This window comes from Lysinibacillus sp. A1 (assembly GCF_000801965.1).
GTDB classification, from domain to species: Bacteria; Bacillota; Bacilli; order Bacillales_A; family Planococcaceae; genus Lysinibacillus; species Lysinibacillus fusiformis.
This window is the reverse complement of the sequence record NZ_JSZM01000005.1, coordinates 75,662-90,670: the sequence shown is the minus strand read 5'-3', so window position 1 is coordinate 90,670 and position 15,009 is coordinate 75,662. Positions and strand designations below refer to the sequence as shown.

General features: G+C 37.7%; 14 protein-coding genes. 6 read left to right on the top strand and 8 right to left on the bottom strand.

Annotation, left to right across the window (positions count from 1 at the left end; all coding sequences use genetic code 11):
- Positions 1-6: 6 nt before the first annotated feature.
- Positions 7-1,005: a permease gene (locus PI85_RS03605; protein ID WP_042737475.1), complete on the bottom strand. Its 999-nt coding sequence runs from the start codon at positions 1,003-1,005 to the stop codon at positions 7-9.
- 132 nt (positions 1,006-1,137) lie between these two features.
- Complete coding sequence (locus tag PI85_RS03600) at positions 1,138-2,325, bottom strand: helix-turn-helix domain-containing protein (RefSeq protein ID WP_036124444.1); 1,188 nt, start codon at positions 2,323-2,325, stop codon at positions 1,138-1,140.
- A gap of 164 nt (positions 2,326-2,489) precedes the next feature.
- Between PI85_RS03600 and PI85_RS03595 the strand changes: the two genes are divergently transcribed.
- Positions 2,490-3,248, top strand: a complete 759-nt coding sequence (locus tag PI85_RS03595; protein WP_036124446.1) for an SDR family NAD(P)-dependent oxidoreductase — start codon at positions 2,490-2,492, stop codon at positions 3,246-3,248.
- Between the two features lie 57 nt (positions 3,249-3,305).
- Here the strand turns inward: PI85_RS03595 and PI85_RS03590 are convergent, their stop codons facing one another.
- The 6 genes from PI85_RS03590 to PI85_RS03565 form a co-directional block, all read right to left on the bottom strand.
- Positions 3,306-4,967, bottom strand: a complete 1,662-nt coding sequence (locus PI85_RS03590) for a methyl-accepting chemotaxis protein (RefSeq protein ID WP_036124448.1) — start codon at positions 4,965-4,967, stop codon at positions 3,306-3,308.
- A complete protein-coding gene (locus tag PI85_RS03585) occupies positions 4,967-5,950 on the bottom strand; it encodes a BMP family protein (RefSeq protein ID WP_036124450.1) in 984 nt (327 codons plus the stop codon). The genes PI85_RS03590 and PI85_RS03585 overlap by 1 nt, the downstream gene beginning before the upstream one ends.
- 260 nt (positions 5,951-6,210) lie before the next feature.
- Positions 6,211-7,479, bottom strand: a complete 1,269-nt coding sequence (locus tag PI85_RS03580; RefSeq protein ID WP_036124451.1) for a PTS ascorbate transporter subunit IIC — start codon at positions 7,477-7,479, stop codon at positions 6,211-6,213.
- A gap of 33 nt (positions 7,480-7,512) precedes the next feature.
- The gene (locus PI85_RS03575) at positions 7,513-7,776 is read right to left on the bottom strand and encodes a PTS sugar transporter subunit IIB (RefSeq protein WP_008174366.1); all 264 of its coding nucleotides are present in this window, start codon (positions 7,774-7,776) and stop codon (positions 7,513-7,515) included.
- Entirely contained in the window at positions 7,773-8,237 is a 465-nt protein-coding gene (locus PI85_RS03570; RefSeq protein WP_200886548.1) for a PTS sugar transporter subunit IIA, read from the bottom strand. The genes PI85_RS03575 and PI85_RS03570 overlap by 4 nt, the downstream gene beginning before the upstream one ends.
- A gap of 55 nt (positions 8,238-8,292) precedes the next feature.
- Positions 8,293-9,204 (bottom strand): LysR family transcriptional regulator, encoded by a 912-nt coding sequence (locus PI85_RS03565; RefSeq protein ID WP_036124455.1) that lies wholly within the window; start codon positions 9,202-9,204, stop codon positions 8,293-8,295.
- A 138-nt stretch (positions 9,205-9,342) separates the two neighbouring features.
- On the opposite strand from PI85_RS03565, the gene PI85_RS03560 reads away from it, so the two are divergent.
- The 5 genes from PI85_RS03560 to PI85_RS03540 are packed head-to-tail and all read left to right on the top strand — an operon-like array spanning position 9,343 to position 14,912.
- The gene (locus PI85_RS03560) at positions 9,343-10,308 is read left to right on the top strand and encodes an ABC transporter ATP-binding protein (RefSeq protein ID WP_036124457.1); all 966 of its coding nucleotides are present in this window, start codon (positions 9,343-9,345) and stop codon (positions 10,306-10,308) included.
- Entirely contained in the window at positions 10,305-11,330 is a 1,026-nt protein-coding gene (locus PI85_RS03555) for an ABC transporter substrate-binding protein (protein WP_036124458.1), read from the top strand. The genes PI85_RS03560 and PI85_RS03555 overlap by 4 nt, the downstream gene beginning before the upstream one ends.
- Positions 11,331-11,388: 58 nt before the next feature.
- Positions 11,389-13,050, top strand: coding sequence for an iron ABC transporter permease (locus tag PI85_RS03550; RefSeq protein ID WP_036124459.1), 1,662 nt, complete (start codon positions 11,389-11,391; stop codon positions 13,048-13,050).
- On the top strand, positions 13,043-14,113 hold the full coding sequence (locus PI85_RS03545; RefSeq protein ID WP_036124460.1) for an MBL fold metallo-hydrolase: 1,071 nt from the start codon (positions 13,043-13,045) through the stop codon (positions 14,111-14,113). Before PI85_RS03550 ends, PI85_RS03545 begins: the two co-directional genes overlap by 8 nt.
- On the top strand, positions 14,106-14,912 hold the full coding sequence (locus tag PI85_RS03540) for a hypothetical protein (protein WP_036124462.1): 807 nt from the start codon (positions 14,106-14,108) through the stop codon (positions 14,910-14,912). The genes PI85_RS03545 and PI85_RS03540 overlap by 8 nt, the downstream gene beginning before the upstream one ends.
- The last annotated feature ends 97 nt before the right edge of the window (positions 14,913-15,009 follow it).

The following is a 15,009-nucleotide window of genomic DNA, read 5'->3' as shown; positions in this document are numbered from 1 at the left end:
ACCCCCTTAGAGATACGCTGAAAGAATCCATATACTAATGTAGACAACTATAGCCACTAAGGCGATTAACGAGAAGACAAATTTTAAGCGAAATACGCTCATCAACATGATGGTATTTTTCAAGTCAATCATCGGGCCGAAAATAAGAAATGCAAGAATGGATGGTGTAGAGAAAACGGCGCTAAAGGATGCGCCAATAAAGGCATCGGCCTCCGAACAAAGGGATAAAATGAAGGCTAAGCCCATCATGACCAAAATTGAGGAGGATACACCATCTCCAATTTCAACGAGTGCTTTGGTAGATACATAGGTTTGCACAAAGGCAGCTAAAAACGCCCCAATAATGAAATATTTGCCCACATCAAAAAATTCATCAATGGCATGTTTAAACATAGTCATTAGTTTTGTGACGAAGGATGTTTGTTGATTAGTAGTTGTCAATGAATAGGGCTGTAAGGAATGTTTAAATTGTGAGCCTTTAAAAAACAAGCTGATGAGTAATGCGACTACAATGGCAATAACAAAGCCAATTAGCATCCGAAGGCTAGCTATTCTTAAATCATTGCCAAATGCCATATAGGTAGAAAGAATAACGACTGGATTAATGAGCGGGCCAGTTAACATAAATCCCATAGCTGCATGAATAGGTACACCTTTGGCAATCAATCTCTTAACAATCGGAACAATTCCACATTCACAGGCTGGAAATAAGGCTCCTATAAGACAGCTCATAACAACAGCCAACAGAGGGTTTCGAGGAATACACCTTTGAATATGTTCCTCTGTAATGAAAATTTGAATAAAGCCAGCAATGAGTATTCCCATTAAGACAAATGGTAATGCCTCAATTAAAATACTTAAAAAAATGGTGTTCAAACTGAGTAAAGACGAGCTTAGATTGTTCAGTGCAGAGATGTTGAACAAGATTAGCGATAGAATACTAATAAATAGAATGAAGAGGAACCAAAAATTCAATGCATATTTAGAGAAAGCGAGACGTTCCACAAATACCTCCTTAAAGTGTAATGATTACGTTTTAATACAAGGTATGTGATAAAAGTTTCTGTTAGTACTTTCAAAAAAAGAGAAAATATAAGCTATTTCCCACTAACTTATTACTTTCTCTCCTCTATCAATTTATTGATGAGCATATTTAGTTCTATATTGCTTAGGGGTGATACCAGTAAATTTCTTAAAAACTTTAATAAAATAGCTTTGGTCTGTGAAATTAAGTAAAGAGCCGATATCTAAGATTGGATAGTTTGTAAATGTTAAGAGCTTCTTCGCCTCATCAATCCTTTGCTGCTGAATATATTCAGTAAAGGAAATCCCTACTTCCTTTTTAAATAAGGAGGAGAGATAATTGGGGCTTAAATGGCAAATAGCTGAAAGTTGATCGAGTGTTATATCTCCGTATAATTGATTTTCAATATAATGAATACAAGCAGTAACGGGAGCCGAATATTTCCTTGTTTTGGCTTGTGCTACACGACTTGTGTAGTCGTAAATAGCTTCCTCCATTAACGAAAGAATGTCGATTAAACTATTTTGATCCTCTAGTTTCTGAATGTAAAAATCACTTAGTGTAAAGGCTGTTTCTTCGTTTAACCCACCTTCAATCGCTGCACGACAAATTAGGGCAATCCCTGTAATCATCAAATATTGTACACTTTTTAAATTATTACGCTTTGAAAGTACTCCAAGTTCCGCTTGTTCAACAATGGAATAGTTCAAGACTTCTGTTAATTTCTCCATACGCCCATTTTTCACATTGTCTAATAATATTTTTTCATAGTAAAGATTTGTATGGACAATATCATTTCTTCTGGCATACGAAAGCTCAAGCGCTGTATGTCCCTCATGGCGAATAAGAGGCTTTAGCTCTTGGTTGTAATGAATTACTGCTGTTTTATTTAATTTCCGCTGATAGATGGAATAATAAACAAATAAACTAATAGCTAAGCGCTGCTGATAATGAAGAGTAGGGATCGGCTCGTGCTCATGATAAGTGGTTTCCTCCAATTGTGGTGAAAGAGAGGGACCGACAATTATGGCTCCTAAATGCTTTTTGTTTATGATGAGGTTGATCAAGAAGAAATTAAAATTAGCGATAGTGAAAAAAAACGGATAGTCCGATGAAGACGTATGGTAAGGATATGTTTTCAATTGTTCCTTTATAGAATGATAGGATGGATGATTGAGACATTCCGCTGATGCATATTCAAAAATTATTTCTCCCGATGCATGAATATAAGAGACAGGAAGATGATGTGTTTCATAAACGAGTTGACTTATGTATTGAAGGTCGATAGTAGATATTTTCACGTGTTACACACCTCAGTTCTTCATGGTGCTTTCAAAATGAAAGCAGTTACAATTTTTATGGACAGACAATGGGAAAGTACTATTTTGTGTAAAATAATACAATAAAAAAGGGGAAAGTAGCAATAAAATAGACCATGTATTCAACATAATAGGGGGAATGGAAGATGGATCTTTTAAATAAAATTGCCGTAGTAACGGGTGCTGGAAGCGGTATTGGAAGAGCAAGCAGTTTAAAGCTTGCTAGCAACGGTGCAAAAGTCGTGATCGTTGATTTCAACAAGGAAACGGGAGAAGAAACATTAAAATTGGTGAAAGAACAAGGAGGAGAGGGAATCTTCGTTCAAGCTGATGTTTCGAAAAGTGAAGATGTAGAGAAATATGTGAACGCTGCCGTTGAAACATACGGTCGTATTGATGTATTTTTCAATAATGCAGGAGTGATTCAAAAAATTTCCCCATTAACAGAGATTGCTGATCATGAATATGATCGCATTATGTCAATCAACGTAAAAGGAGTTTTTCTTGGCTTAAAACATGTGATTAAAGTAATGGAAGGACAAGGTAGTGGCTCTATTATAAATACAGCTTCAACGGCTGGTGTTCGTAGCGAGCATAGTATGGCTGTTTATTCTGCAAGTAAGCATGCAGTTATTGGTTTAACAAAATCTGCTTCATTAGAGTATGTGAAAAAAGGTATTCGTATTAATGCGATTTGTCCTGGTGGAGTGGAAACAGCCCTAACAAACAGTGTAACTGCTATGTTTGAAACAGGGGGCTATATTCCAGAGGAAATTCCAAATATGAGAATGGGACGTTATGCTAAACCAGAAGAATTAGCAGAAATGGTTGTTTTCCTAGCATCAGACAAAGCAAGCTATATGACAGGCTCTATCGTAGTAGTTGATGGTGGCTTAACATTATAAAATGAAGAAATCCAGTGAACAACTAGTCACTGGATTTTTTCATGTTTATTTGACAAGCTATAATGTGAATTTTTTAAGCTCACTCATTAATGTATCCGTCATTTTTTGAAGATCGACAATTTTTGTATTTATTTTTTGGAAGGATACTAGTTGTTCCTGTGTTGAGGCTGAAATTTCCTCTGTACCTGCGGCTGTTTCTTCTGTAATCGCAGAAATATTTTCAATCGTACCATTCACTTGCTGGCTCATTTCATTTGTTTGCATCATTTCCTTAGTGAGATGCTGTAAATCATGATGGATATCAGTAATATGATTAGTAATGGCTGCAAATGAATGTTCCGTTTCTAGCATTGATTGTGCTTGCTCATTCGAAAGCTCATGCCCTCTTTCAGCCGTTTCTAAGATGTGATCTATACCATCTTGAATATGAGTAACCATTGAAGAAATTAAATTTGTCGCATGCTCCGTTTCAGAAGAAAGCTTTTTAACTTCATCGGCTACGACGGCAAATCCTTTTCCTGCTTCGCCAGCACGGGCTGCTTCAATAGCGGCATTTAAAGCTAACAAATTTGTTTGACTGGCAATTGTATGAACAGCATTAGCGGCTCCTTCGATTTCTGTTGTAAATTGTGAAAATTGAGTAACAGCATTTTTAATTGCTAGTGAGGCACCTTGAATATCCTTCGCAATAGTAGATTGTTTTTCCAATGTAAATTGCCCATTTTGAACGGCATCCAATGCCTGTTTACCATGTATAGCTGATTGCTCTGTTGTGTGAGCAACGGATTTAAATTGATCCGACATATTATTCATAAGAATCGCGACCGATTGAATATCTTCTGACATCGTGTAACTACCCTTTGCTAATTCGTCCGTAGATACTGCTACTTGATTGCTACCTTCGTTAATATTTTGCATATGGCTTGTTACATCCTGTGTAAATAAACTAACATCCTTGCCTATTTGATCGATGGACAACACGGTGCTCTTTAAATTCGTCATCATTTGTGAAAAACTTTCAGTCAATCGATCAATTTCATAACGGCTATTTGATTGATAGGAAAGGGTGGAGGTATCTATCGTGAGATCCCCAGTAGCCGCGCTCTGCGCACATTCTACAATTTGGTTGATAGGTTTCGTAATTCTTTTAGCAGCTACATAGGAATAAACAATTGTTGCTAAGATTAATAGGACACTGCCTATGATAGCTGTTGTAATAATAAAACCAATTTTTTGCTTTGTTACTTGTATCATCTCTTGATACCATTCATTCGTTTCTTTTTTCAGCAAATACATATCATTTAAAATGCCTTTAATTCGAAGAGATTGCTTTTTAACTTCTGGACGATTGTCCTCTTGCAGGCCTGCTTTTGTAGCTTTTTCGAGCGCTGCAAATTTATCTGTAATTTTACTAATTAATTTCTGATGTTCAGGAATTTTCGATAGGGATGCTAATGCATCTAAATTGACTTTTGTTTCTTGTAATATAGCAAGTGCTTCATTTTTATTGGCCTCACTATCTAAATAGGTGTAGTTATTTAATGATTGGCTAGCAACTACGAAGCTTTGTTCAAGCTCTTTCACTGAGAGTAATAGTGCGGTATCATCTTGAGCCGTTGTTTGAATGGAAAATGTTTGAACAATAATAAAACCAATCATCCCCATTGCCAGCAAGATGGGGATCAATGTGTTCATAAATAATTTCTTTCGTAGTGTCACTAACTATCCCTCTTTTCTGCAGAAACTTTTATCGAGCCTGAAACAATCGCTTCACGGGCTTTTTCAATGGCGGCTTGTTGCTCAGACGTTAATGTAATCACACGGATATCAGCTAGTCCTACACCTTGCTCGGCTAGTCCTAGAGCCAAGGATTTTTCAGTTAATTTACCTTCGTCCACCAGTGTTTTTGCGAGTTGAAAAACGGCATGGTCAACATTCTTTAACATAGAAGTGACGACTGTTTTTTCAGCAATATAAAATTGATCGATATCAACCCCAGCTGCATAAATTCCCATTTCTTCAGCTTTTTTTATCGCCCCAAAGCCTGTAAAACCAGCAGCGTGGTAAATGAAATCAACTTGATTTTGAATATATTTATCAGCGATTGCCGCACCAGCCTGTGTATCATCAAAGGTTCCTGCATAGTCACTCATAATTTCAATATTTGGGTTTACATAGCGAGCCCCTTCTATAAAACCATTTTCAAAGTGATGGATAACAGGAGCATCTGCCCCACCAATAAAGCCGATTTTCCCTGTTTTGCTTGTCATAGCAGCCACCATACCAACTAAGAAACTTCCTTCTTGCTCCTTAAAGGTAATAGAGATAATGTTGTTCACATCTGACTGTCCATCAATCAATACAAATTGTTGCTCAGGGAATTGCTTCGCAGTCTTTTCTAGTGCCTCTTGTACAGAAAAACCGAGACCAATGATAATATCATATTTTTCTTCTACAAGCTCCTGTAGCTTCTCCTCATAATTTCCATCTGGTGCCTCTTTATAATCAAATAAAATACCAAGTTCATCCCGCGCCTTTTCAAGTCCTTTAAAAGCAGAATCGTTGAATGATTCATCTCCAAGTCCAGCATCCGATAGTAAAACTCCTATCTTATAACCTTCCGTTGATGTATCTGTCTGAGCCGATGAACAGCCTGCTATTAATAGAGCAATCAAAAGACAAGCCACCATTAATTTCTTCAAAATATGTACCTCCTGTTGTTTCTAGTTATAAAGTATATATCGGCAAAAATTTAATATTTTTAGTCGGATGTCAGACGTCGAATAAAATAAATTTTTGTACGATCTATAAGAATATATATCCAAATCTATATACATAATAAGTTAATAATATAAAGCTAGATAACTAATCAAGTAATATATTTATTAAAGTTTCCCACTTTTCCACGGATGTACAATAACAAAAAAGCCCAACGCAATTTGCGTAGGGCTTTTTTCTAGAATTAAACAGCTCCAAATAATTTTAATAAATTAATAATAATAATGCCGATAATACCAAAGTCTGAATCACCAAAGGTCGTACCTTCATAACCGATATCTCCCATAAAGATTAAAAGTATCGCGGGAATAAAGCTAATTAATAAACCATTAGCAAAGGCACCTGACATGGCACCGATTCTGCCTCCTGTAGCATTGCCAAACACACCTGCTGCAGCGCCAGTAAAGAAGTGGGGAACTAGCCCTGGCACAATTACTTTCAGTCCGATGAAAGGCAGTATAAACATTGAAACAAGTCCAGCTAAAAAGCTAAATAGGAAACCAATGATCACAGCATTCGGGGCAAATGGGAAAATAGTTGGGCAATCGAGTGCAGGCTTCGTATTGGGCACAAGTTTATCAGCAATGCCTTTAAAGGCTGGAACAATTTCAGCAATTAACATCCGTACACCAGCTAAAATGATATATACCCCAGCAGCAAATGTAATCGCTTGCATAATGGCGAAAATAATGAAGTTAGATCCACCAGATAGTTGTGCCTCTATATAGGAAGGTCCCGCGAATAGCGCTACAATGACAAAGAATACACTCATCGTTAAAGAGATAGCGACAGATGTATCACGTAAAAAGCCAAGGGACTTAGGTACCTGTATATCTTCTGTTGATTTTGCTTTATTACCAACGAGCTTGCCAATTTTGGCAGATACATAGTAACCAACACTACCAAAGTGACCGACAGCAAAATCATCACTGCCTGTTATTTGGCGGACAGTTGGTTGCAAAATAGCAGGGAACACTACCATACAAAGTCCGAGTATAATAGAACCGACAATGATAAGAGGTGTCCCACTCATTCCACCAACAGATAAAGAAGCAGCGATTAAACAAGCCATGAATAATGTATGATGCCCAGTTAAAAAGATATATTTTAATGGCGTAAATCGCGCAAGTAATAAGTTCATAACCATCCCAAATACCATAATGAGTGCAGTGGCTGTTCCAAAATTAGTTTGAGCAGCTGCTACGATGGCCTCGTTGTTAGGAATAACTCCCTGTACGTGAAAAGCATGATCAAACATTTTACTAAAATGATCTAACGAGCCAATTAGGACAGTTGCTCCTGCCCCTAGGATCACAAAGCCCATAATCGTTTTTAACGTACCTGAAAGAATAGTGGAGCTTGATTTCTTTTGAATAAATAAACCAATAAATGCGAATAGGCCGACTAATATAGCTGGTGTTCCTAAAATGTCATGCATGATAACATCTAACATACCAACACCTCATCCTATCCAAATTTTTTGTGCTTAAAGCCAAGGTTCCAGCTTTTCCTTAATTTCCGATATATTCATCATATTGACGATACTCACAATGATTGCGTTGTCTTTCGCTAATTCATTCACAATATCAGCTGCACCTAAATAAATATCAGCTTTCTCCGCCTTTGCGGATGCTAAATCCGTATGGGTCACCTCCGCCTCTTTGCCCATAGCCTCTAATGCCTTCTTTACATTTAATTCTAAAATAAAGCTACTTCCTAATCCGCTACCGCATACGACTAATATTTTCATCCTGCTGACTCCTTTGTCGTATATTGTTTGATCTTCTCTCGTATGTCTTCTTCATGCTGACAAGCAATAAGGCTATCAATCTGATCAGGATGTTGTAGCACTAAGGATAGATCAGCCAATGCCTGTAGATGTGATGTATTGTCGATTGCAGCTATAACAATAATTAAAAAGACAGGCTTATTAGGGCTGAAAAAAACAGGCTGCTGTAAACGTAGCAAACTTACTGCTAAGGCATAAACACCGTCTGTTGGCCGTGCATGTGGAATAGCAACTTTCGGCGTAATGACGACATAAGGACCATATTGCTCAATGGATTGAATCATTGCATCGATATAGCGTTGTTCAATTTTATGTTGACGTATTAATGGATTGGCAGCTAAACGAATGGCTTCTTGCCAGGACTGAACAAAGTTTGCAACTTGGATACAATCCTTTGTCAGCAATTGGGTTAGCAAATACATTCCTCCTTTCTAATAAATATATCCCCATTGCATTTTATTACGGCGATCTGTGGAATTATGTCAGAACTGAAGACATTTTTAATCGCTGCGCTACTTCGTAAATCGACATTTTGACAAACTCATCAATGGTATTATCTAACCGCGTTTTAGGATATATAAATTGAATCTTTCTCCGAAGCGTCACATCCTGTAAATCCTTTTTCATTAGTAGACCCGATTTTAATTCTTCTTCAATTAAGGCAGCGGAAACGAAAGCCAAGTTCTTTCCGAAGGTCAGCATTTTTTTTATTGTACTTACCGAATCCAATTCGATGGTATAAGTAGAAGGCTGAAAGGGGTCCATCCACTTTTCGATGAAGTGATTCGTGGAGCTAGATGACGTATGCAATAACAGTTTATTTTTAAGAACATCCTCTCTCGTGATGAGCTTTTTAGAGGCGAGTGCATGTGTTGGGCTTAATGCTAAAACAAGGGCATCTTCTCCGATTGTCTCGTAATGAAGGGCAGTATTTTCCTGTTTAGTCTCCATAATGAGCCCAAAATCTAATTCTTGAAGGGCCACTTTATGTTCAATTTCCGGAGCTGTTTTCACCTCTAACGAAATACGAATCTCTGGATAAGCCATTGAAACTTGATGGATTAAATCGGGCATGAAAATATGTGCGGGTAATCCACTTGCCCCAAGTCGGAGGGAGCCGATATGCCCAGCTAAGAGGTTTTCAATAAAGCGATTCATATCCTTTTGGAGCTGTACAATTTGACGGGCATAATGATAAACACCCTCTCCCGCTTCAGTTAAGCGGTACCCGCCTGCATTTGTGCGAAATAATCGGATACCATATTCCTCCTCAATTGAACGAATATGAAAGGACACAGTTGGGGCTGTAATACCAAGTTCTTTGGCGACTGGAGCTAATTTTTTAAATTCAACGAGTAAGCAAAATGCCTGTAATTTTAAATTATTCATTTTATCCTCCTAAAGTAAATTAGAAAAAATCTTGCATTCACTTAAGTTTATTAGATTTTTTTTAACGAGTTATTAATAGTAGATTAATATTTTCTAAATATGTGGAATTTATAGTAGGTAGTAACGAGGAGGATACTTATGAAAATCTCATTAGCTAATATCGAGAAAAAATATGGACAATCTCAAGCATTATGGCCCATCAATGTGGAGTTAGATCAGCAATTCATTACGATTCTCGGACAATCAGGCTGTGGTAAAACAACTTTATTAAAATTGTTGGCAGGTCTTGAACAGCCAACGAAAGGGGAAATTCGATTTGATGACACTGTCATTTATTCTTCCGAATCTCGTAAAAATGTCAAACCGAATAAACGCAATATCGCCATGGTTTTTCAAGATTTTGCCCTATGGCCTCATATGACCATCTTTCAAAATATCGCCTTTGGTTTAAAGGGGATTATTCCAAAGTCAGACATTCCAGCACGTGTAGAGCATGTGATGCACTTAGTAAAAATGCAAGGGTTTGAGAAACGGAAGCCAGGAGAGTTATCAGGCGGTCAGCAGCAACGCGTGGCACTGGCAAGGGCTTTAGCTACAAACCCTCAATTGATTTTATTTGATGAGCCATTATCTGCCCTAGATGCAGTGCTTCGAGAGCAAATGCAGGATGAAATTATGCAACTTATCCATGAGCTTGATTGCCAAGCCATTTTTGTTACTCACGATCAAACAGAAGCGATGACCATGTCAGATCAAATTATCATTATGGAAGAGGGAAGAATTGCACAAATCGGCTCCCCTGAAGAGATTTATCGTGCACCAGCAACACCTTATGTAGCCGATTTTATTGGAAAAGTAAATTGGTTACACAATGGACAATCTATTGTGCGCCCTGAAGGTGTTTCTCGAATACAACGTCCAGGCACGATTGTTAAGCAAGCGAAGATTGTGAAAAGTACGTTTGTTGGAGATCGTTACCTAGTACAGGCTCAAGTGGAAGGAAAAGCATGGAGCTTTTATGAGAATCAGCCACTAGAACATGGAAAACGACTACAAGTATTTATTGATGAAAATCAGATCTATCAAATGGAGGGTATACATTGAAAAAGCGACGTTTTAAATTATGGGCAACTGCGGGGATTCTACTAACATTGGCATTAGCTGGCTGTGGGAACAAACAGGTGGAGGAGCAGCAACAGGCAAGTGCAAAGACGCAAGAGGAGCAAGTATTAACCGTATATTCTGCGGGCCCTGATGGCTTAGCCGCAAATATTCAGCAAGCTTTTGAAGAAAAAACAGGTATTAAGGTTGAGATGTTTCAAGGTACTACAGGCAAAATTCTTTCTCGTTTAGAAGCGGAAAAAAATAATCCTGTAGCCGATATTGTTGTACTAGCCTCTGTAGCTTCTATGGATGGTCTCAAGGTAACTGACCAGCTACAAAGCTATAAAGATGCCGAAAATAAAGAGAACATCAATCCTACTTGGTCAGACGGAGAAGGGTATTATTTCGGCTACAGTGCCTCGGCCTTAGGTATTGCCTATAATACGAAAAATACAAAGCAGGCACCGACAGATTGGGCAGATTTAGCAAAAGCTGAGTGGCAAAACAAAATTAATATACCGGATCCAAGTTTATCAGGTTCAGCTGTCGATTTCTTATTTGGGTATACGGAAGCAGAGAAAACGGCATGGGCAACAGTGGATACGTGGAAGAACAATGGATTACAAGTCAATGGCGCAAATAAGGAAGCGTTAGATGCAGTCATTACAGGTGAGAAAAATGCAACAATAGCAGGCGTTGATTATATGGCTTACAAAGCAAAAGCAGATGGTGAACCAGTGGAAATCGTCTATCCGAAAAGTGGTACGGTCGTTAGTCCTCGTGCTGTTGGTATTTTGAAGGATGCGAAACATGTTGAAGCTGCAAAGGCATATGTTGACTTTTTATTGTCAGATGAAGGACAAAAGCTTGTAGCAGATGCTTACTTATTACCAGGAAATAAGGAGATTGCGGTAAAAAATCGTGCGGCATTAGATGAAATTCCTCAACTACAAGTTGAGTGGGCAGGTGCTGAAGCCAAGCAACTTGATGTATTAACAAAGTTTATCGATTTATTTCGTTAACCGATAGGGAGGTACATAGTTCTCCGTTGAGTTTTCAAATAGAAGGGTTGAAGTAGTCATGATCATGGAAGGAAGACGAACGTTTGGATTTTTAATGACAATTGTCGTCGTATTTGCTATCGCTCCTTTAATGGCGATTTTGTTCTATACGTTTACAAAAGAGGGGCATTTTGATTTTTCACAGTTTAGCCGAATGTTTGCACATGAACGATTATGGCAGACACTTGGGAATTCAATAGGCTTAGGGATTTTCGTTATGTTAGGTACAACGTTAATTGCCTTTCCTATGGCATTTATACGAACGAAAACAAGCTTATATAAACATGAATGGCTCGATATTGTTTTAACCATTCCATTTATGACACCCCCTTATATTGGTTCTATGGGTTGGATATTGTTTATGCAGCATAATGGTTTTCTTCAACAATTAGTTCCGAGCGCTGCTTGGTTAACGGATTCATTCTTTTCCTTATTTGGAATGGTTATGATTATGAGCTTACACCTATTTCCGTTTTTGTATTTAATGTTAAGAAATACATTACTACGAATGAACGGTTCCTTTTTAGATGCAGCATTGATTTTCGGACGGAATCCGTGGAGAAATTGGGTCAAAATCGTTTTACCACTTATTCTATCTAGCTATGTTTTAGGAAGTTTACTGATTTTTATCAAAACGCTTGCAGAATTTGGAACACCAGCTACATTTGGTAGTCGTATTGGTTTTCAAGTATTTACAACAGAAATTCATTCATATTTATCCAGATGGCCGGTCGATATTAGGATGGCGACCTCTCTGTCTTTATTTTTACTCTCGGTTTGTTTAGTCATTTGGTATTTCCAAAATTTAATGGGACGCAAATATACTTATGGCGTGCTTTCAGGGAAAAGTCCTGGAAAACGTGAGGTCACAGATAAATGGTATATAAAAGTCATATCATGGGCCTTTGTCGGGTTGATCCTTTTATTATCTATTGGCATCCCTTATTTTTCGATTATCATCACCTCTTTGCAAAAGGTGAGAGGAGATGGTTTACAAGCAGGGAATTTTAGCTTTGCCTCCTATCAGGAGCTATTCACAGTTGGCAGTGCAGGATTAACAGCATTTTTAAATAGTATTGTTTTTTCCATCATGACGGCCGTGATCACAGCAATTATTGGCTTGCTTATGGCACTCTATATTAAGAAAGGGGAGACAAAGAAACAGCAAGTATTAGACTTCTTTAGCTTAATGCCTAATATCATTCCTGGTATTGTCTTTGTCGTAGGATTGATTATGTTTTGGAATGCTCCATGGCTTCCCGCAACCATCTATAACACAAAAACCATGGTTGTGGTGACATACTGTGTTCTTTTCTTACCCTATTCTGTACAGTATATTAAATCTTCGTTTTCTCAGTTAGATGCTTCCATATTTCAATCAGCGGCTATTTTTGGTCGTAGCAATTGGGATATTTATCGCCGAATCATTCTCCCGTTATTAATGCAGGGCATACTTACGGGTATGATGATGACCTTTATTATTTCGATGCGAGAACTAGTGGCCGGTCTCTTAATTTTGCCACCTTCTGTTGAGACAGGCGCAACGTTTATTTATAGTCAATTTGAGCAAGGAAATGTAGGTGTTGGGATGGCTGTTGCCGTCATTACCGTCTTCATCACGGTGATTTTTATGTTTCTACTCGATTGGTTGCAAAAACGTGGAGGACAAACCCATGTTTAAGATTGAAATTTTAGGCGGGGTGGGGGAGTATGGGCGCAATTGCTTTTATATCGAAAATCAAGGGAAGGCGATTTTACTGGATTGCGGGGTGATGAAAAATTCACAAAAAAACCCACCAGCTATAACACTTAATCATGTAGAAAAACTAAAGGCAGTTTTTATTTCTCATTCCCATATTGACCATGTGGGTGCACTACCGCTACTTGAAGAAATGGGCTACAAAGGACCGGTTCTAATGAGTCATAAAACTTCTCAGCAGCTTCAACAACCTATTTCGCATATCTGCACTTTCCATCCAGATTCAAAAGGAACATGGATAAGGGTGAATGATTATTTGGCCTTTCAATGGGGATATAGTGGCCATTTAATTGGAAGTGTATGGTATAAAATTCGCCTTTTTGAAAAGGTAATTTTTTTCTCAGGTGATTATGTTCCTGATTCCTATTTACTCAAGGCCACCTTACCAGTAGAAGATGGGACGATTTATGATGTAGCATTCATCGATAGTGGCCATATTGAAAAAAATATTGATAATCATGAGGTATTACGCAAGCTAGAAACTTATGTAAATGAACATCCAAGCAACGCTTTTATTTTTCCATCATCCTTTTCAGGGAAAACCGTCGATATTGTTACCTATCTTGCTCAGCGAACTTCACGAGCCATTTGTATAGATACAAAATTACAGTCCCTGTTTAAACAGTATGAAGAAGAACCTGAAAATATTTGGCCGCACAGAATGACGTTACAAGTCTGTCACACGCAATGCTCTGGCAATGGTCATACACTCTATTTTATTAGGGAACAGGATGAAGCTCGACTTGAAGAACTAGCAAAGGAGCATCCGACGGCCATATTCATTCATACAGGGTATTCGCGTCCGTCATTCAGTCAGCATGTTTTAACGCAACCTTCTAAGGAATTTTTCTATAAAACCCATCCCGACTATCAGGATACAATTTCGCTATCGCAAAGTATCCATGCACGACAAACTATTTATTTTCACAGTCCATATACAAATTTAGAAACAACCATACAAAAGGAGGAAGTAAATAATGGCTAAATTAAAGAAATGGGCATTTTATATGTCCTTCATATGTTTGACAATTATTAGTATGATGTATATCCATCCAACAGAGGCAAAAGCAGCATTAGAACCAGGGCATGAAATTAAGTTTAATATCAAATCAGACATTTTTACAGAATCAAATATAGCAAATGTTTTTCAAGCAACAAAAAAAGACGATGTAAAAATTTACTTCTATGATACTTCTGATAAAATGTTTCTCCAAAATGATTATATTCATCGCTTACGTGTATACAAGGGCAGTAATAAGATGGATATTACCTATAAAAAGCGTTTTCTTCATACACCGTTGAACGAAGCGATTGCTGAGGCAACAGATCATGGCTTTACGGGCTCAGAATCCAATTATAAATTTGAATTAGATATAAAGGGCGACCAGCGTACATTTACGATTAGTCGTAAAGAATCCTTGAAAACGACTTCAAATGTTTCTTACGATTCCGTAGATACACCTGCTGCTAAAAAACTTATCCTTGATTATTCACCTAAGAAAATTTTAAATTGGGATGCTGAAGCCTGGTATAAAAATGTATTATCTCAAGCTGTTGTCTACGGTCCTGCCAAAGCTACTACCTATAAAGGAAACTTTTTAGGACATGACGCTGATATTGAGGTTTGGGCGTATAAAGGAGATATAATGGTCGAGCTTTCTACAAAAGTGGATGATAGCGCTCTAGCTGCTGTTATCGAACAGCAATGGTATGACCAATTATTATCCGCAGGCTATTTAAGTGAGGATCAACGTGGGAAAACAACATTTGTAATGGATAAATAACAAGCATTTTCATAAATTCGCGACATGTTGAAACAATGAGAAGGATAGACTGTCCTCATTGCTAGAAATGGAGCGAATTTTTTCTTGTAAAAAAACA

What these genes read in the sequence shown, in the direction of transcription:
- PI85_RS03565 (WP_036124455.1), bottom strand. Translation starts at nt 9,204, where the DNA reads ATGAATAATTTAAAATTACAGGCATTTTGCTTACTCGTTGAATTTAAA.
- PI85_RS03545 (WP_036124460.1), top strand. Translation starts at nt 13,043, where the DNA reads ATGTTTAAGATTGAAATTTTAGGCGGGGTGGGGGAGTATGGGCGCAAT.
- PI85_RS03560 (WP_036124457.1), top strand. Translation starts at nt 9,343, where the DNA reads ATGAAAATCTCATTAGCTAATATCGAGAAAAAATATGGACAATCTCAA.
- PI85_RS03570 (WP_200886548.1), bottom strand. Translation starts at nt 8,237, where the DNA reads ATGTATTTGCTAACCCAATTGCTGACAAAGGATTGTATCCAAGTTGCA.
- PI85_RS03540 (WP_036124462.1), top strand. Translation starts at nt 14,106, where the DNA reads ATGGCTAAATTAAAGAAATGGGCATTTTATATGTCCTTCATATGTTTG.
- PI85_RS03575 (WP_008174366.1), bottom strand. Translation starts at nt 7,776, where the DNA reads ATGAAAATATTAGTCGTATGCGGTAGCGGATTAGGAAGTAGCTTTATT.
- PI85_RS03595 (WP_036124446.1), top strand. Translation starts at nt 2,490, where the DNA reads ATGGATCTTTTAAATAAAATTGCCGTAGTAACGGGTGCTGGAAGCGGT.
- PI85_RS03550 (WP_036124459.1), top strand. Translation starts at nt 11,389, where the DNA reads ATGATCATGGAAGGAAGACGAACGTTTGGATTTTTAATGACAATTGTC.
- PI85_RS03580 (WP_036124451.1), bottom strand. Translation starts at nt 7,479, where the DNA reads ATGTTAGATGTTATCATGCATGACATTTTAGGAACACCAGCTATATTA.